Raw genomic sequence first — 18,422 nt, 5'->3', positions numbered from 1 at the left:
TAACTCGAAGAGTTATACACAGAACGGCAGTATCCACAAGGTGAAGAGAAGTAGCATAAACAATTTAGGAGATGACTGATAATTTACAGTCCTTAGGAGAGATTGATAGTATGAATTTGCATAAAACTTCTTGCATTACCGAAAGTGGAAAGAAATTGTGTTCAATAAGATTTTTTGATATAAAGTCCGTAATGAATATTATTAAATTTACTAAAATGTGTGCAACAGGCAATGATTTTATTGTGGTTGATAATCGGGATAAAATTATTGAAGATGTACATGCTTTTTCAAAACATGTTTGCGAAAGACGGTTTGGAATCGGTGCGGATGGAGTTTTGCTTTTAGAAAATTCCAAAAAGGCTGATTTCAAAATGCGGATAATAAACGCTGACAGCTCTGAAGCTGAAATGTGCGGGAACGGAGCACGATGTATTGTCAGGTTCGCACAGCACCTGAAACTAATTTCTAAAAGAACATGCTTTGAAACAATTGCAGGAATAATTGAGGCAGAAGCTACTAACAACAATATCCGCTTAAAAATGAGTAAGCCCTGTGATATGAAGCTTAATATACAGCTTGAGGTTAATGGGGAGAAACAAATTGTTCATTACATAGATACTGGCGTGCCTCATGCAATTTTGTACTTTGATAATATTGAGAATCTTGACGTTATGGCCATAGGTTCTCTTATACGCCATCATAAGCATTTTTCTCCCAGAGGAACAAATGTTGACTTTGTCTCTATTAATAATGATGACTCTTTAAATATAAGAACTTATGAAAGGGGCGTTGAAGGAGAAACCTATGCGTGTGGAACAGGTGCAGTTGCATCCGGAGCGATTTCCTATGCACTTGGTAAGGTAAAGGGAATGCCTATCTCCATTAAAGTTAAAGGCGGCAGCTTAAAGGTTAATCTGCATTATAATAGAGGTGTTTTTTCTGATGTTTTTTTGGAGGGAGATGCTCAAATAATATACAAGGGAGAACTGGTTTATGAAAACAGCTAAAAGATTAGATAATATTCCTCCATATCTTTTTATGGAATTGAGAAATAAGATTGCAAAGGCAAAGGCTGAAGGAATAGATGTTATAAGCCTTGCAACTGGAGACCCTGTTGAGGCAACTCCCAAATCCATAATTGATGAATTGTGTAGAACTGCTTATGTCCCGGAAAATCACCGTTATCCTACAGACGAAGAAAAAGGCATGTTTAAATTCAGGGAAGCTGTAACCAAATGGTACGGAGAAAGATATCAGGTAAGACTTGATCCTGCTAAAGAAATTATAGCACTAATAGGCTCAAAGGAAGGTGTGCATCATTTTGCTATGGCTGTTGCGGACCCGCAGGATACTGTGCTAATGACAGACCCAGGATATCCTGCCTATAGAGCCAATATCTTTCTGGCTGGAGCAAAACCTTATAACATCCCAATACTGGAACAAAATAATTTTCTTCCGGTTCTTTCAGATATATCCTCTGATGTTGCAAGAAAGGCAAGAGCTTTTTATCTTAACTACCCAAATAACCCTACAGGAGCAGTTGCCAGTAAAAAATTCTTTGCTGAATTAGTAGAATTCGCAAAGACCTATGATATTGCAATATGCCATGATAATCCATACAGCGAAATTGTGTTTAACAAACAGGAAAGACTCAGTTTTCTTTCTGTTGAAGGCGCTAAGGGTGTCGGAGTTGAGCTTAACTCTCTATCGAAACCATACAATATGACAGGCTGGCGTATAGGTATGGCTATGGGAAATCCTGATATTATAGCGGCAATGTCAAAGGTTAAAGAAAATGTGGATTCAGGTGTTTTTAATGCTATTCAGTACGCAGGAATAAAGGCATTGGAAAGTGAAACACAAAACATAGATAAAATATTGGATATCTACGAAAAAAGACGTAGATTTGTTGTTACCACTTTAAATTCAATAGGCTGGATTTACACCCCTCCTGATGGGACGTTTTATTTATGGATACCCACACTTCATGGAGAAAGTTCAATTGATTTTGCCACAATGCTTTTTGAGAAGGCTTCAGTTGTTGTTGCCGCAGGCTCCTCTTATGGAAAGCACGGTGAAGGTTACATAAGAATTTCACTCACAGTCTCCGACAAGCGGCTCCATGAAGCTATGCAAAGAATTAAGAATGCGCTGAAGTAGAAACAAAGGAAACTGACATGACCAGACCCGGAGTTAAAGAACTACAAGAAGAGCTGGAACAATTCCGTAAAGAAAAAGAGAAAATTAAAAATATTATCGGCGCAATTGGCGCAAAGACTTCAGCAAGGCAGGATAGGATTCTGAATATATCCTTTATTGTTGCAATTATCGTGCTTCTTGCCTTAGATACAATGCGGCATATTCTGAAAATTGATATTCCATTACCGCCTTTATTTTCGATTGAGATTGGCTTGTTACTTATTTCAATAAAAATTATCTGGATGATACGTAAACAGATGAAGGTGGAACATTTTCAGTTCTGGATTCTCAACTCAATTGAATATAGGATCAATGATGTTTCCAAGAGGTTAATTCGGATTGAAAATGAGATAAAAAAAGTCTGTGGATATAAAAAATAAACCTATCACTGTTCTCGGTCTTGGAAAAAGCGGTTTTGCTGCCGCAAAACTGGCTAATAAAATGGGCGCAACCGTTTTTGTGAGTGACAGTTCTGTATCTGAGGATATTAAAAAAAACAAAGATATTCTTACTAGCATAGGCATTGAAGTAGAAATAGGCAGGCATTCAGCTAATGTTTACAAAAATAAACATCTTATAATACTAAGCCCTGGTATTTCTCCGGATATTCCCATTCTTCGCAAGGCAAAGGAAGATAATATTGGAGTGGTGAGTGAAATAGAATTTGCATCGTGGTTCTCTCTTGCGAAAATCATTGCCATAACGGGTACAAACGGAAAAACAACAACAACTATCCTTATAAAGAATATGCTTAAAGAAGCAGGCTACAATACCATTGTCGCTGGGAATATAGGAACTGCTTTATCCGAAAAAGTTGAATCCTTATCAAAATCCGACATCATTGTTGCTGAAATCAGCAGCTTCCAACTGGAAACTATCACTAAATTCTGTCCCTTTATTTCTTTAGTTTTAAATATTACACCTGATCATCTTGATAGATACAAAAATATGACGAATTATACACGTGCAAAATCATTAATTTTTAAAAATCAAACTGCCAAGAATTTCACTATTATAAATTATGATGATCCTATAGTGAGAAAATTTGAGAATACAACAAAAGCGCATGTTTCCTTTTTTAGTAGAAAAATTCAAACGTGTAACGCTTTTGTTAAAGATGGAAAAATTTCAATGAGGCCTGATGCGGAGGAGAAGGAGATATGCAGACTTGATGAATTAAGGATAAAAAGCACACACAATTTGGAAAATATGCTTGCAACTATATGTGTAGCATCTATATTTAAAATTGATCCGGGAATAATGAAAACCACTTTAGCTAAGTTCATTGGATTGCCTCATAAAACAGAATTTGTTAATAAGATAAATAATGTTACATTTATCAATGACTCTAAGGCTACAAACGTTGACGCTACTAAAACAGCAATTGAAAATACCCTCTCTCCAATTATTCTTATTATGGGAGGTAAACATAAGGGGAGCAGCTACACCTATTTGGAACAGGCTATCAGAAATAAAGTCAAACATCTTATTCTAATTGGTGAAGCTAAAGATATAATAAAAAAGGATATTGGTGGACTGGTTCCCCTAACATATGTTTATTCAATGGATGACGCAGTAGAGGAAGCTTTTTCATTAGCTGTCCAAAATGATACAATCTTACTTTCCCCTGCATGCAGCAGTTTTGATATGTTTCAAAATTATATAGAACGAGGCAATCTCTTCAAAAATGCTGTTAATACGCTAAAATCAAGAATCGAGCATGCATAAACAGAATATTGCATTGCTATCTGTTGTCTTCATCCTTATTGGTATTGGAATCATAATGGTATTCGATACGGCAGCTATGGTTTCCATATCAAAATTTAACAATCCCTTTCATTTTCTTGCCCGTCATTTAATTCTGGCTTTTATAGGGCTTATATTTATGTTTACAAGTATGAATATCCGCTATGAGATGCTTAAAAAACTTGGGAAGCCTCTTTTGGTTCTAACAATTATTCTATTAATCCTTGTGTATTTTCCCTACATTGGCAGAGCTGCAGGAGGAGCCAGAAGATGGATTAGAATCGGCCCGTTAAGTATGCAGCCTTCAGAGCTTGCGAGACTTGTTATGATTATATATGTCTCTAATTTCTTAACCAGAAAACAGCATAATATTAAAGAATTCATAAAAGGTTTTCTCCCTCAAATGCTGGTATTGGGTTTAGTATTAGCTCTAATAATAAAAAACGATCTTGGATCATGTGTGCTTATTGCAGGAATTGTTTTGACAATGATGTTCATATCAGGAGCTAATATGAAGCATCTGGCAATCTTCTTTCTCTCATCGCTTCCAGCTATCTACATTGCAATTCGCACCTTTCCTTATCGTATGGAAAGAATAATGGTTTTTCTTAATCCATGGGATGATCCTCTGGGAAAAGGATATCAAATCATCCAATCCTTTTATGCATTAGGATCAGGAGGCTGGTGGGGAAAAGGACTTGGCAAAGGAATCCAGAAATTATTCTACCTGCCGGAGGCACATACAGACTTTATATTTTCAATAATTGGTGAAGAACTTGGATTCATAGGAACTTTGCTAATAATTCTGTTATTTACATACATAATATGGAGAGGCATTATTATAGCATATCATGCCCCTGACTTATACGGACATCTATTGGCAATTGGTATTACTGTAATGATTGCATATCAGGTTATAATAAACATTGGTGTTGTTACAGGACTCCTACCAACAAAGGGAACAACCCTTCCATTCATAAGCTTTGGAGGCTCTTCCCTAATTGTTAACATGACTGCCATTGGCTTATTACTTAATGTCAGCAAGGAATGGGAATGATGAAGCGTATAAAGATCATATTTGCCGCGGGAACAACAGGTGGACATTTGTATCCTGCTTTGGCAATTGCAGATTACATAAAAAAAATGGTTGGAAATTCTGACGTATTATTTCTAATTTCAAGACGCTGTTCCTCCGATAAAATTAAAAAAAGAGGTTTCAAAACAGCTACTATTTATGGCCGGGGATGGAACAGAAACAGGCCGTCTAGTATTATCCTATGCTTCGCTGAAGCCTTTTTGAGCTTGATCCAATCTTTTATTATTATATTAAAATTTAAGCCTGATTTAATCCTCGGGATGGGAAGTTATATTAGCATATCCCCTATTATAGCTGCATACTTAATGAGGATCCCTACCTTAATTCATGAGCAGAATGTTGTTTCAGGCTCTACAAATAAATTATTGGCAAATATAGCAACAGAGGTTGATGTGGCATTTGATGAGACAAAAAAATATCTGTCTTGCAAAAGAAGGATTGCAACAGTCGGCAATCCTATAAGAGATGACATTTTAAAAGCAGCTGACAAAAGGCATAATTTGGTTTTAAAAAAAAAGAAAACAATCCTTGTATTTGGAGGCAGTCAGGGAGCGCATCAAATCAATATTGTTTCTCTAGATACATTTATCAATATAAAAGAACATCTTAAACACTGGCACATAATACATATCACAGGAGAAAGGGATTATCAATTAATTCTGGATAAATATAAAAAAACTAATTTAGACGTAAAAGTAATGCCTTTCACAGAACATATCGGAGATATTTACGCAATCTCTGATATTGTAATATCAAGGGCAGGAGCTATGACAATTAGTGAAATTAGTTTTTTTGGTATTCCTGCTATCTTAATCCCCTATCCTCATGCAGCAGCTAATCATCAGTTTTATAACGGAAAACTTCTCTCTGATAATGGAGCTGGAATAATCATAGAAGAAAAAAGCCTCTGTGTAGTAAAACTAAGTGAAAGAATACTGGATTTAATTAAAAACGAACACAAGCTGGAGCAAATGGCTTTGAGAAGCAGGAAACTTGGCAGTCTCCATATCAATTCTACAGAAAAAATCTTTGAGAGAATAAAAAATTACATATAAAATATTTTATACAGCACATAAGAAAGAACGCAGCTGATAACAGGAGTGACCATCCACCCTGAGAAAATTTTATAAAGCACTTTAAAGTTAACTGCTTTAATATTTCTTACGACTCCCACACCTATGACTCCGCCTATCACGGCCTGACAGGTGGAAACAGGAACCCCAATGTGCGCAAATATATCAACTGTTATAGCTTCTGAAAGCACTACAACCAGAGCGCAGAATGCATTTAAGGGGATAATGCTTTTCCCCACTGTCATCATAACATTTCTGCTGTAGGTAACTGCGCCAAGCGCTATACTAATACTTCCTATTAATGCGGCTAAAAATGGCGTAAGTATTCCAGCTTGGCAATAAACACCTGTTATATTTGCAACATTATTCGCTCCCAAAGCATAGGCTCCATAAGCTCCAGACAGTATAAGCATAATCCGCACAATTCTATCAAAATCAAGAAAATGTATGTCTATTTTTCTAAGTATGTAAGTCAAAAACATATAGAGTAGAATCGCTATAACAGCAGCGCCAACAGGTGTACATATCCAGCAGATTACGACCTTTTGCAATCCAGCAGAATTAATCTGTTTTTGTAAGATCCCAATACCGAGTATTGCTCCCACAACTGCCTGAGAGACAGAAGCAGGAAGTTTTAACATTGTCAATAAAGTTACTGCAACAGCTGCCGCCACTGAAATAACAAAAGCTGTATTTATATTTTGACTTGTAAGTCCTCCAAGTGTTTTGATCCCTGGAGCGCCTCCAATTACTGCGCCAAGTATTACAAATACTACAAAAAAAACTGTTGCTGTCCGGAATTTGACCATCCCCGAAGAAACTGCAGTTCCAAAAACATTTGCAGTGTTATTGGCACCCAGAGACCAGCCTAAATAAATTCCTCCAAGTAATTTTAAATAACTAAGGCTGAAGAGAAACATTAAATAAGCCTCTTTACTGCCATTATATTCAGTCGATCTGCAGTGTCTTCAGCTTTGTCTGATATACTGCCAATCTCAATTATTAATTCTTTCAGGAGAATCTTCTCTCCAATGTCAATATCCGAGCTGAATAATTTTCTAATTAAATCCCTTTCCATAGAATCAGAACTGCTCTCTTTTTTATCTATCTCATTTGTAATGCGCCTTACCTCTTTAATATTCTTAAATACGGCTCTAATTGCCCGTTTAATGTCCTCAAAAATACCAAAATTTATATTGATTATTTTACGTAATTCCGATTTGAACTCATCGGGGATTCTTATTGCCTCTATTTGTATTTGAAATGCAACAGATTCCGCCTTGTTTGGAATCTTATCAACAGTTTCAAGCAGGCCAAGAATATCACCTCTTGATTCCGGCATTAATGCCTTTTCATACAGCGAAATTTCAATCTCCCTTCTTAAATCATCACTGCATGATTCAGCCATGTGGGTTTTAGCCACAAGCCCGTCAAATTCTTCACAAGAACCTTTCTCAATATAGAGAAAAAGCGTTTTCTGAGCCTGTTCCATACACTCTGTAACCTTTTGTAAGTATTCTTCAATCATTTCTAAAAACTTATTGGTTTTTGAAAAAAATAAAGCCATTTTTATCCCCCCCGTGTTTTTAATAAAATAGTTACTAGCAACTAACACAGCAGATGTCAATCTGGTGACATGTGCACGGTAATATAACAAAAAAGGTATATCAAATATTTAAATTCCTAAGCATTAAAATTAGCTTTTGACAAACCTTTAACAAGCTTTCTAGGATTAACGGATTTTCCTGTTTTCATTGATATGTTAGCAGAAATTCCTGTAAGTATTGACCATGCCCCTTGCACATAGTCTGCATCTCTTTTAAATTTATCCTTTGGCGGATTTGGACTAAACAGAGATTCAAGAAGAGGGTCGTCTCCACCTCCATGACCACCTTCAGAAATTCTGACCTTAACATTATATGCGGGTTTGAAATGAGGCGATATTTTAATATTGGTCTCACCCTCAACTGTTTCTCCCGGAGTGGTTCCATCACCACTTATATAAACTGTTTCTACGGCCTTATGTTCCAGTGATCCTTTAGTTCCGTTAAAACGGATAACATATCCTTCCCAGGGGCAAAATGAGTTTAAAGAATAAGACATCATCACTCCGTTATCATACTGAACAACTAAATTCATGGAATCTTCAATGCTAATCTCTTTGCCGAATACACATCTATCCCTGAAATAGCCATCATATTTTTCATTATCCAGATAAACTCTTTTATGCAATTTCCTCTTCCTTAGATCCAGATAAAATGGGCATTTACTGCTTACTCTGCATTCAAAACACCTTTCGCCGTGTCCGTTAAGACCATACTGATTTGCTCTGTCAGGAATATAAAAATCCCTTTTACCAATGGCAAAAACTTTTGCAGGACAGGAAGATATCCACCAGTTCACAAGGTCAAAATGATGTGTTGCTTTATGTACCATAAGCCCGCCACTATTTTTTTTATCGCGATGCCATCTCCTGTAATAATCTGCTCCATGACGCGTGTTTAATAGCCAGTTGAAATCCACAGAAAGAATCTCTCCAATAACACCGCTTGAAACTAATTCCTTAATCTGAGTACGAACAGGTGAATAGCGATAATTAAAGGTAACCCTGACTTTCCTCTTTGTTCTTTTAACAGTATCAAAAATCTTCTGACATTTCTTCTCGTCTATTGTCATTGGTTTTTCCGTAATTACATCACATCCCAGCTCCATAGCCCTGATAATATATTTATCATGAAAACAATCTTTTGTTGTAACAATCACGATATCGGGCTTAGTTCCTTTTATCATCTTATCAAATTATTTTGCATGATAAATCGGCACCAATCCATAATGTTTCATTAGGTCATTTCTTCGAAGCTCAAGTCTGCCTCTGTTGACATCGCAGAGCCCAACCAAACGGCAGTTGTCTTTATAAGTTTCCGTAATTGCCTTTGTGAATGTTTCTGAACGCTGTCCCAATCCTACTTGAACATATCTTTTCATATTTATTAGCTCCTATTTAAAAATTAATATACAAAATTCCACTGCTTGTAATCACGTCCTAATCTATACTTCCAGTTCCAGATATCCTGCTTCAGTCTATGTGCGTCTATTCTTGAGGATTCGTCAAGATATTCACTGTGCTGGCTGGGCAAGATTCTCATTGTAATTCTTACAATATATCTCATAGGTGTTAAATAATCAAGCGCTTGATGAGGGCGATTAAAATTGTACTCAATCAGCCAATTTGTTACAGCTGGATTAAACTCATCACAATCAGTAGTTAGATTACAATCATAAAGCCATTCATACTCGAAGGTACCGTTAAATCTTTCAATTTCAGGATTATCCTTTGGTAACTCCTCCGATCAGCCTCCGCATGCTACAATTAAGACATTGCAATTTTTGCTATAAGGTCCCCAAAGGCACTTGACATTATCTTGGCAGAAAGGCATTATTTAAGGCATGAATAACTTTCTAAGAATTCTCCAGTTTATCAAGCCTTATAAAAAGAAAGTTATCCTTACTATTGGCATAACTATCATTATAACCCTGTTTAGCCTGCTTATCCCTCTAATTGTCAGATATATAGTAGACGAAGTAATTCAGAAGCAGGAGTGGAGCGTCTTTAGCGCCCCTATTCCCTGGCCTATTCTTCTTATTTTAGTTCTCTCCATTTTAACAGCCATTCTTTCCTTCCCTAATAATTTCATCATTGTTTATCTCAGCAGGAAGGTTGTTTTTGACATAAGACTGGCCATGTACAAGCATATCCAGAAACTTTCTCTCCGCTTTTATCAGGAGAATCCTACAGGTAAAATTATGTCTAAGGTTATGGGAGACACCCATATAGTCAGCAATGTTTTTACTCATGATACCATCCAGATGCTTGTAGATGTGGCCTCAGTCATCTTTGCCCTGGGAATAATGATTCACCTTAACTGGAAATTAACACTTGTCCTTGTAGGATTTCTTTCATTATACATTCTTAATTATCGCCACTTTCTACCCAAGGTAAGAAGCAAACAATCGTTTCTCAGATTCAGAATGGATCAGGTATCCAGCAGCTTGGTTGAAGTACTCAGCGAACAGAAGACAGTCAAATCCTTTGCCCAGGAAAGAAGAGAGACCAGGATCTTTGCACATCGCTTGCGTAACGCTCTGGATATTGGCTTGCAGGGAGTAGGTTACAGTGCAACTTTCTCTTTCTTCTCCAGCTTAGTAAATGGACTGGGAAAATCCACTATTTACTGTCTTGGATGTTATTTTGTAATCAAAGGAGGGATGACTTACGGGGATGTTCTTGCACTATCTGCTTATGCATCAAGGATTTTTATGCCTGCACTCAGATTTTCAGAAATTTCTAATACTATGGCAATAACTACAATATCCCTTCGCCGCATCTTTGAAATTCTGAATACACCTGTTGAGATTAAGGATGTCCCGGAGGCTGTTGCAGTCAAAAAATTCCAGGGAGAGGTGCGATTTAAGAATGTCTCCTTTGAATACGAAGAGGAGAATCCAGTGATCAAGAATATTAACCTCACTATCCATGCGGGTAAAACAATAGCTCTGGTAGGTGAAACCGGATGTGGCAAAACGACTCTAGCGTCACTGCTTCTTCGTTTCTATGATGTGAAATCAGGTAGCATCACTATTGATGGTATGGATATCAGAAAGATTCGTCTGAACTGCCTGCATAAAAGAATAGGGGTAGTGCTTCAGGATTCCTTTATATTCAATGTCACGGTAAGAGAAAATATTTCCTATGGGAAAAAAGGTATCTCAGACAAAGAAATGAAAGAGGCTGCACGTATCGCAGAGATTGCCAATTTTATAGAGAGTCTCCCTGAAGGATATGAAACTATTATCGGTGTAGGCGGGATAAAATTCTCTGCCGGAGAAAAACAACGATTAGCCATTGCCCGGGCCATCGTGACTAACCCTGATATTCTCATTATGGATGAAGCGACATCCAATCTTGATACTGAGTCAGAAAGGCTTATTCAACGTGCTCTTGGGGCAGTCATGGCTGCTCGTACTTCTCTGGTAATAGCTCATCGGCTCTCCACCATTGTTAATGCCGACCTTATCGTTGTTATGAACAAGGGAAGGATAGTGGAGAGTGGTTCTCATAAGAAACTGATAATGAAAAAAGAAAGCATTTATCACAAACTCTATGAACAACAGAAGGCAATTGCACAAGCCGAGAGTAAAGTTCTCTGGTAGTGGATAATAGACATATGAACACGTTAAATAGACTTTTTCAGAAATATGTTTTCCCTCATAAATGGAAACTGGCTATTGTGATCCTCATCTCACTTTTTACATCTTTAGTCACTTATCTTTTTGGCTTCATGGCAAAGATTATAGTGGATATAGTAATTCCTCAGAAAAACATTCTTTTACTTTTCAGTCTTTTAGGAGGTTATAGTCTGATTCATCTTTTTGCTTGTTCCGCCAGTAGTTTCAACCGCTACCAGATCGCTGCTCTGGGTCAAAGAATTGTTTTCTCTTTGAGGTGTGATTTGCATCAGAAACTTCAAAGTTTAGCTATGCGCTACTTTGACCAGCACAAAGTTGGAAAACTAGTAGCCCGGGTAATGGATGATTCCGATGTGGTAGAGAGTATAGCTACTACAACTCTGGTTACTACTATTACCAGTGTGGCTGCTTTGGTAGTGGCCGTTGTCATTTTACTGAGTCTTGATTATAAGTTGGCAATTATCGCTCTAATAGCTCTTCCTCTAGCAGCCACTTCCTTTGCTACAATGAGCAAGCGTCTGAAGATAATAAGCACTGATATACGAGCCCGCAATGCAGAATTGTATTCCCAGCTTTCAGAGGTGCTCACCGGAGCTGAGGTGGTAAAGAGTTTTGCTCAAGAAAAAAAAGAAATAAGAAATTTCTTCCAACGCTCAAAACATCTCATTCGACTCTTTGTCAGGAGAGCCATGATCTCCGCGGGATTAGGCACTGCCAGTGCAATTATCTCTGCTGGTTGCACAGGAGTTATTCTATGGCTTGGCGTGCTTAAAGTAAAAGCAGGCTGGTCCCTCGGTTCAATGCTCTGGTTCTATTCGACTACAGCTCTTCTTTTTGGTCCGGTAAACAACCTTACCTCAATACTTCTTAACAGCCAATATTTGATGGTGGTGATGAAAAGAATTTTTGGGCTGCTGGATGAAAAGGTGGAGATTCATGATTCTAAACAAGCTATATTCTTAGAAAAAATAAAAGGGCAGGTCACATTCAGTCACGTGTCTCTAAAATACAGGGAAGGACAAAACATAGATCTTTCTGACCTCAGTTTTGAAATTCCTGTAGGGAGCAGAGTAAGTCTTATCGGGCCAAGTGGTTCGGGCAAGACTTCTTTAGTCAGTCTATTATTTCGTCTTTACGATTCTACTACAGGATACATCTTTATAGATGGACATAATATCAAAGATGTAAAGCTAACATCCTTGAGATCCAACATTGCTATGGTTCCTCAGGAAGCATCCATATTTTCGGGCACTGTTGCCGATAATATAAGATATGGCCGCATACAAGCCAGCGCTAAGAAAATAATTAATGCGGCAAAAATGGCTGAGATACACGATTTTATTATGTCTCTCCACGAAAAATATGAGACTGAAATCGGAGAAAGAGGCATGAGTCTCTCCGGAGGACAGAAACAAAGACTCTGTATAGCTCGGGCTCTGCTTTCAAATCATGGAATCCTTATTCTGGATGACAGTAGCTCTGCCCTTGATGCTGAGACTGAAGCACGTATCCAGAAAACCCTGGATAAGGTTATGAAAGGAAAAACCTGTTTTATTATTACTCACCGGTTACGCACTGCCATGCAAGCCGATATTATCATTGTCATGCGCGAGGGAAAAATTGTGGAAATGGGTTCTCATAGTGAATTACTGAAACTGGGTGGATTTTACCAGCGGATTTACCAAAAACAGAACTCTTAAGTCTGACCAGGCAGGTGAAGTTGCTCTTTGGTTGTATCGTATTTCTTCCTGCAATCGCAATTATCGCAGTCATTGCAATCCTGTGTGTAACAATTTCTATGAACCCGAGACGGATATTGTTTTTCAAATGAAACAGCACAGGCTTCTGAGCAGAAAGAAAAACGTTCCTGATCAACACCAATAGCAACATAGTGAGTCACCATCTTATCTTGATCCTGAATGGGTTTAAAACACCAATTACACAAGGAATGAAGTTCTTCCATTCTTTTTCGGCGTATTTTTCCAAGTTCTTCTTCAGTCCATACATACTCTATATAGGCAAGAGCCTTGCGCATTATCTCGTGAGTAATGACATCGCCCTGCAGACACAAAATTACCCCCTCATTTACCTCAAAGGATTTATCACACTCAATCTTCCGTTTGTCATCAAGATGAATAATTACCTTTCCTACCTCGGGAGTGATCCGTTTTGACCAGCCACAGTGATTACAAATACTGGTGTAAAGAAACTGTTCTGTTTTCCAGCCACACTCAGGACAACGACCCTTCTCCAGAAGTTTTAACTGCTTCAAATCATCCTTAGCAGCACGTTTAATCGTATCATTCACGTCAGAGCTCAATTTTTTGACCGCTCCTTCATCCATCTCCTGCCGAAGTAAGGAAACATATTCTTTTTCCTGATCCATAAGGGTTATCTGCTTGTCTTCCGTATCTAAGTCCTTCCGCTTTCTCCCAAAAAACCACATTGTTTTCTATCCTCCCTTTGTAAACATATCGGATTCAGTATAAAGCATATCCTACGAAAAGTAAATAATTGTGAAGATATTTTTATTTTGGTTTGACAAAATTCATTTTTTTCTTGACAAGAATTCAGAAACATAATATAATTTATCTATTCAAAATAAATTTTCATCTATGATGAATAGATGAGTAAATTATGGCACATAGCGAACTAGTACAATCTTTACTACGAAGTCTTGATATTTTACAGTTTATAAGCCGTTCTGACGACGGAGTGGTAACTATTCAGCAGCTGGCTGATGCTCTTGACCTGAAATCGTCCACTGCTTACAATCTTGTCCGTACCCTGACTTCCAGACAGTTTCTCAAAAAGACAAAACGCCCTACAAGATACCAGCTTGGGTCTGCTGTAATAGAACTCTCAAACACCTATTCTCATCATTCGTTATTGAATCGTTCATCAAAGGTTCTGAAACAGCTTTCTAAACAGTATAGTAGTGCTTGTTTTGTCTTATCAGAGGTTGTAAGTGGCGAGATAATGCTGAGCCTGCGTATAAGCCCGGAAAGACCAAGAATCATAGAACAACCGCGTGCTAAAATCTTTCATGCTTATGGTACTGCTTCAGCCTTACTCTTTCAGGCATTCTGGACTGAGGAAGAGAGGATTGCTTATCGTAAGCGCTATCCATTCTGGGAATTTGGAGCTCATTTATGGAAAACACCTGAGCGTCTTGACAAAGCTCTTGAAGTAATCCGCCAGAAGGGTTATTCTGCTCCATGGTCTTGTTCTGATGGCATTTATCCTGTAGCAGCGCCTATTATCAGACCAGATAATGAAATTGCGGCCGCACTCGGCGGCAGTATTCCGAATAAAGAACTGAAAGGGAAAAAAAGACAGAATTTCAGAAGATGTATCGTGCAGGCAGCAAAGGAATTGTCGAAAAAATATTAATTAATATAGGGGGGCAGGTATCATGTTAACCAAAAATGATGTTAAGAAATGTGCCAGGAAGTGTGGAGCGGACTTAGTAGGAATCACCTCTATGGATAGGTTTGAGGGTCTTCCAAAACAAATGGACCCGAGATACATCTTTCCAGACGCAAAATCAATGATAGTTATTGGCTTCCGCATCTTCAGGGGTGTGTTTCGCGGCATTGAAGAGGGAACATTTTTCAATCCATATTCATTTATGGGTTACGAGGGAACACGCTGGGTATTTGCACCTGTAACTCTCTGGAATTTCACTAAATTGCTTGAAAATGAGGGATATGAGGCAGTGCCTATACCGGACAATTTCCCATGGAGCAATATAGACAACCTTGACCCTGATAACATCGGGCAGGAATTTATAAACGTAAATCCATCCGCGTTCGGAAAGACAGACGGTAAATGGAGCAAGCCCGTTTCTCCTGAAAAGCCTGCTCCTGACATCTTCTTTCAATTGAAGATCGCTGGAGTCTGCGCCGGATTAGGGGAAATAGGTTACAGTGGAATGTTCCTGAGTCCTGAGTTTGGACCAAGACAGATGCTTGCTGCCATTATTACAGACGCACCCTTAGATCCTGACCCACTATTTAAAGGAAAGCTTTGTGATATGTGCATGGCTTGTGTCAAGGAATGTCCGGCAAATGCCATATCAGAGACTCAAAAAGTCAAAATCAGGGTGGCAGGAAAAGACATAGAATGGGCAAAACTGGATTTTAAAAAGTGTAGTGTTGCTTTTCATGGCGGAGTTAAGGAATATAACCCATTTATGGTTACACCTGAAGATAAGGAAGGGTTTAACCAGCAGCCATATACTGAATCCATGAAGTATAAACTTTCACCCGTACACTGGTATGGCAGGGGGCTTGGAGGAATGAGGGGTTGCCAGATTGCCTGCATGATTCATCTGGAGCAGAAAGGTAAACTCAAGAATGTTTTCAAAACACCTTTCCGCAAAGGAAAACCATGGAAAGCAGATTGGGATCTGGAATCAAAAGTAAAAAAAGAAGAGGAAAAGAAGGAAATTGAGGTAGACGAATAACTGTTTTGGAGGAGTATCATGTTAACAGCAGAAAAAATAAAGAAATATGCTAAGAGTTGTGGAGCTGATATTGTGGGGATTGCATCTATGGACAGATTTGAAGGCGCACCGAAACAGATGGACCCAAGATATATCTTTCCTGATGGAAAAACAATGATCGTCATGGGATTTCGCCATTTCAGGGGTGTTTTTAGAGGCACAGAAGAAGGAACGTTTTTTACTGCATATTCTGCAATGGGTTATGCCGGGATAAATCATATATATCAGCCTCTAGTACTCTGGAATGTGAGCAAAATAATCGAGGATGAAGGGTATGAGGCAGTTCCAATACCAAATAATTTTGCGTGGACAAATACATATTCAAGTGGTTTTTATCCAGAAAAAATAGGCAAGATAAACCCGAACCAAAGCAGGCCTGTTTCACCGGAAAAACCTGCGCCTAATGTTTTCCTTCAGATGAGAATTGCGGCATTCTGTGCAGGCCTCGGTGAAATAGGTTACAGTAAGATGTTTCTATCTCCTGAGTTCGGGCCAAGGCAAAGACTCGCTGCTATTATCACAGACGCGCCTTTAGATCCTGACCCATTATTTGAAGGAAAACTCTGTGACAGATGCATGGATTGTGTCAAAGCGTGCACAGTAGGAGCAATACCAAAACATAAAACTGTGAGGATTACTGTAGCAGGAAGAGAACTGGAATGGGGAGATATAGATATGAGAAAATGTGGTGTTGGTTTTTGTGGCGGGAGCAGGAAAGCAAACCCATTTATGGTTACACCTGAGGATAAGGAAGGATTTACGCGAGATGGGAACAAAGCCGAAAAATACAAACTTCGTCCGATGTATGTATACGCCAGGGCACTTGAAGGCGCAGCGGGCTGTATCCGGGCATGTATGATTCACCTGGAGAAACAGGGTAAGCTCAAGAATAAGTTTAAAGAACCATTCCGTAAAAGAAAACCCTGGAGACTGTGAAAATGAAATTTGCTGTAGGATATCAACTTCCTGAACAAGACGAGGAATCCCTTGTAGACATTGTCAGGGATTTTAGAGAACATATCTCAGAAGTCTATTTTCCCTGGCTTGATATGCCCAGCGGCCGTTCTCCTATGACAATGCGGGATGGATTTGTGGACTGGGACGGCCAGCGTAAACTTGAAGAGGAATTAAAAAAATTCAAGGAAATGGGTATAAAGCTGGACCTGCTTTTAAATGCCAACTGCTATGGTCAATACAGCTTATCAGAGCATCTCAAAAACCTCGTATGCTCAGTTATCTCTCACCTGAAGGAATCTACAGGCATTGATATAGTTACGACCACATCTCTTATGATTGCCAGAACAGTGAAAGAGAACTTTCCCGACATTGATGTTCGCGCTTCAGTCAATATGAGAATCGGCACAGTAAGGGCAATGGAATATGTGGCAGACCTTTTTGACAGTTTTTATGTTCAACGGGAATATAACCGGAATCCAGATAGAATACAAGAGTTAAGAGAATGGGCAGATAAAAACAACAAGAAGTTATATATCCTGGTAAACAGTGGTTGTTTAAATTTTTGTTCCGGACAGGTTTTTCACGATAATCTTGTTGCTCATGAGAAAGAAATAGGTACAATGAAAAACATCAAGGACTGGAATCCAATTTTATGCTGGAACTACTATGCAAAAAGAGAAAATCGGGTTACCTTTCTGCAGAATTCATGGATTCGACCAGAGGATATACATAACTACAATAGTTACTTCTCCATGGCAAAACTTGCCACTAGAATGCATGCTAATCCAAGAAAAGTTATTCAATCTTATGTAGAAGAAAAATTTAACGGGAATCTGCTTGATTTACTTGAGCCGGGTCACAGCCCCATATTTTCACCATATATTGTTGATAATTCAAAGTTCCCTGAAGACTGGTTTAAAAAAACATCAAATTGCACAAGAAACTGCCATCAATGCAATTACTGCAAGCAAGTTCTAGAAAAAGTTCTCATCAGGATGGAAGGCGAGTGAAACTTTACATAGACAAAAAAACAAAAATGGATAGGAGGTGATTATGAATAAAAAGCTAAAACTGGATTTTTGGGCATTTACATTGATTGAGCTTTTGGTTGTAATAACCATAATAGCCCTGCTCTCATCAATGCTTTTACCTGCACTTCTTGCAGCAAGAGAGATGGCAAGAAAGGCAAAATGTGTATCCAATCTCAGGCAGATAGGATTAGCAATGCAGATGTATGCTGATGATTATGATGGATGGATAATGCCATATAAGACAGGTAGTTCGGATTGGACAATGTGGGCAAGGGATATATTGCACGGATACGTTCCAAGTAGTGCTGTTCTCCATTGTCCCAGCTTAAATTATGCAAAAGCCATAAATTGCTCTCCTTCAGGTGTAATCGACAACGCGGAGATCAGCTATGCTTGTAATCGTTTGATTGAGAGTGATGGTGGAACCCTTATGGGGTTACAAGCTGAGTCAGCCAATTATCCTTTCTGTCGTGAGTCTAGGGTTAAAGATCCCTGTGGAACAATTGCCTTTTGTGACGGCTACACTGGAATCGTGAACACATCGCACATAGCGGCAGGGGATGAAG

General features: G+C 38.5%; 17 protein-coding genes and 1 pseudogene. 13 read left to right on the top strand and 5 right to left on the bottom strand.

The window, feature by feature from the left end:
- Positions 1 to 110: 110 nt before the first annotated feature.
- The 6 genes from dapF to murG are packed head-to-tail and all read left to right on the top strand — an operon-like array spanning position 111 to position 6,096.
- Positions 111 to 1,007 carry a diaminopimelate epimerase gene (dapF, locus tag KKC91_04720; protein ID MBU0477853.1) on the top strand — a complete coding sequence of 299 codons (897 nt, stop codon included), beginning with the start codon at positions 111 to 113 and terminating at the stop codon, positions 1,005 to 1,007.
- Positions 994 to 2,160: an LL-diaminopimelate aminotransferase gene (locus KKC91_04715; protein ID MBU0477852.1), complete on the top strand. Its 1,167-nt coding sequence runs from the start codon at positions 994 to 996 to the stop codon at positions 2,158 to 2,160. The genes dapF and KKC91_04715 overlap by 14 nt, the downstream gene beginning before the upstream one ends.
- Positions 2,161 to 2,177: 17 nt before the next feature.
- On the top strand, positions 2,178 to 2,579 hold the full coding sequence (locus KKC91_04710) for a hypothetical protein (GenBank protein ID MBU0477851.1): 402 nt from the start codon (positions 2,178 to 2,180) through the stop codon (positions 2,577 to 2,579).
- On the top strand, positions 2,563 to 3,927 hold the full coding sequence (murD, locus tag KKC91_04705; protein ID MBU0477850.1) for a UDP-N-acetylmuramoyl-L-alanine--D-glutamate ligase: 1,365 nt from the start codon (positions 2,563 to 2,565) through the stop codon (positions 3,925 to 3,927). Before KKC91_04710 ends, murD begins: the two co-directional genes overlap by 17 nt.
- A complete protein-coding gene (gene ftsW, locus KKC91_04700; GenBank protein ID MBU0477849.1) occupies positions 3,920 to 5,002 on the top strand; it encodes a putative lipid II flippase FtsW in 1,083 nt (360 codons plus the stop codon). The genes murD and ftsW overlap by 8 nt, the downstream gene beginning before the upstream one ends.
- Positions 4,999 to 6,096 (top strand): undecaprenyldiphospho-muramoylpentapeptide beta-N-acetylglucosaminyltransferase, encoded by a 1,098-nt coding sequence (gene murG, locus KKC91_04695; GenBank protein MBU0477848.1) that lies wholly within the window; start codon positions 4,999 to 5,001, stop codon positions 6,094 to 6,096. The genes ftsW and murG overlap by 4 nt, the downstream gene beginning before the upstream one ends.
- On the opposite strand, the gene KKC91_04690 is transcribed toward murG, so the two are convergent.
- From KKC91_04690 to KKC91_04675, 4 genes and pseudogenes are all read right to left on the bottom strand, one after another.
- Positions 6,087 to 7,034 carry an inorganic phosphate transporter family protein gene (locus KKC91_04690; GenBank protein ID MBU0477847.1) on the bottom strand — a complete coding sequence of 316 codons (948 nt, stop codon included), beginning with the start codon at positions 7,032 to 7,034 and terminating at the stop codon, positions 6,087 to 6,089. The genes murG and KKC91_04690 overlap by 10 nt on opposite strands.
- Positions 7,034 to 7,681: a TIGR00153 family protein gene (locus KKC91_04685; GenBank protein ID MBU0477846.1), complete on the bottom strand. Its 648-nt coding sequence runs from the start codon at positions 7,679 to 7,681 to the stop codon at positions 7,034 to 7,036. The genes KKC91_04690 and KKC91_04685 overlap by 1 nt, the downstream gene beginning before the upstream one ends.
- Before the next feature lie 116 nt (positions 7,682 to 7,797).
- A pseudogene (locus KKC91_04680) lies at positions 7,798 to 9,105 on the bottom strand (Gfo/Idh/MocA family oxidoreductase).
- 17 nt (positions 9,106 to 9,122) lie between these two features.
- Complete coding sequence (locus KKC91_04675) at positions 9,123 to 9,434, bottom strand: transposase (protein MBU0477845.1); 312 nt, start codon at positions 9,432 to 9,434, stop codon at positions 9,123 to 9,125.
- A 127-nt stretch (positions 9,435 to 9,561) separates the two neighbouring features.
- On the opposite strand from KKC91_04675, the gene KKC91_04670 reads away from it, so the two are divergent.
- Positions 9,562 to 11,325 (top strand): ABC transporter ATP-binding protein/permease, encoded by a 1,764-nt coding sequence (locus KKC91_04670; GenBank protein ID MBU0477844.1) that lies wholly within the window; start codon positions 9,562 to 9,564, stop codon positions 11,323 to 11,325.
- Positions 11,326 to 11,339: 14 nt separating this feature from the next.
- Positions 11,340 to 13,061, top strand: coding sequence for an ABC transporter ATP-binding protein/permease (locus KKC91_04665; protein MBU0477843.1), 1,722 nt, complete (start codon positions 11,340 to 11,342; stop codon positions 13,059 to 13,061).
- Here KKC91_04665 and KKC91_04660 read toward each other — a convergent pair.
- Complete coding sequence (locus KKC91_04660) at positions 13,058 to 13,807, bottom strand: hypothetical protein (protein MBU0477842.1); 750 nt, start codon at positions 13,805 to 13,807, stop codon at positions 13,058 to 13,060. The genes KKC91_04665 and KKC91_04660 overlap by 4 nt on opposite strands.
- 191 nt (positions 13,808 to 13,998) lie before the next feature.
- Here KKC91_04660 and KKC91_04655 point away from each other — a divergent pair, with 191 nt between their 5' ends.
- The 5 genes from KKC91_04655 to KKC91_04635 all read left to right on the top strand — a co-directional run.
- Entirely contained in the window at positions 13,999 to 14,754 is a 756-nt protein-coding gene (locus tag KKC91_04655) for a helix-turn-helix domain-containing protein (protein ID MBU0477841.1), read from the top strand.
- A gap of 22 nt (positions 14,755 to 14,776) precedes the next feature.
- Positions 14,777 to 15,829, top strand: a complete 1,053-nt coding sequence (locus KKC91_04650) for a hypothetical protein (protein ID MBU0477840.1) — start codon at positions 14,777 to 14,779, stop codon at positions 15,827 to 15,829.
- Positions 15,830 to 15,847: 18 nt separating this feature from the next.
- Positions 15,848 to 16,804, top strand: coding sequence for a hypothetical protein (locus KKC91_04645; GenBank protein MBU0477839.1), 957 nt, complete (start codon positions 15,848 to 15,850; stop codon positions 16,802 to 16,804).
- 2 nt (positions 16,805 to 16,806) lie between these two features.
- Positions 16,807 to 17,835 carry a hypothetical protein gene (locus KKC91_04640; GenBank protein MBU0477838.1) on the top strand — a complete coding sequence of 343 codons (1,029 nt, stop codon included), beginning with the start codon at positions 16,807 to 16,809 and terminating at the stop codon, positions 17,833 to 17,835.
- Between the two features lie 43 nt (positions 17,836 to 17,878).
- Positions 17,879 to 18,422: type II secretion system GspH family protein (locus KKC91_04635; GenBank protein MBU0477837.1), on the top strand; the 544-nt coding region annotated here is incomplete at its 3' end.

The organism is bacterium, assembly GCA_018812485.1.
Taxonomy (GTDB): domain Bacteria; phylum JAHJDO01; class JAHJDO01; order JAHJDO01; family JAHJDO01; genus JAHJDO01.
Note: the sequence above shows the minus strand (reverse complement) of the source record. Positions and strands in the feature narration are given on the sequence as shown.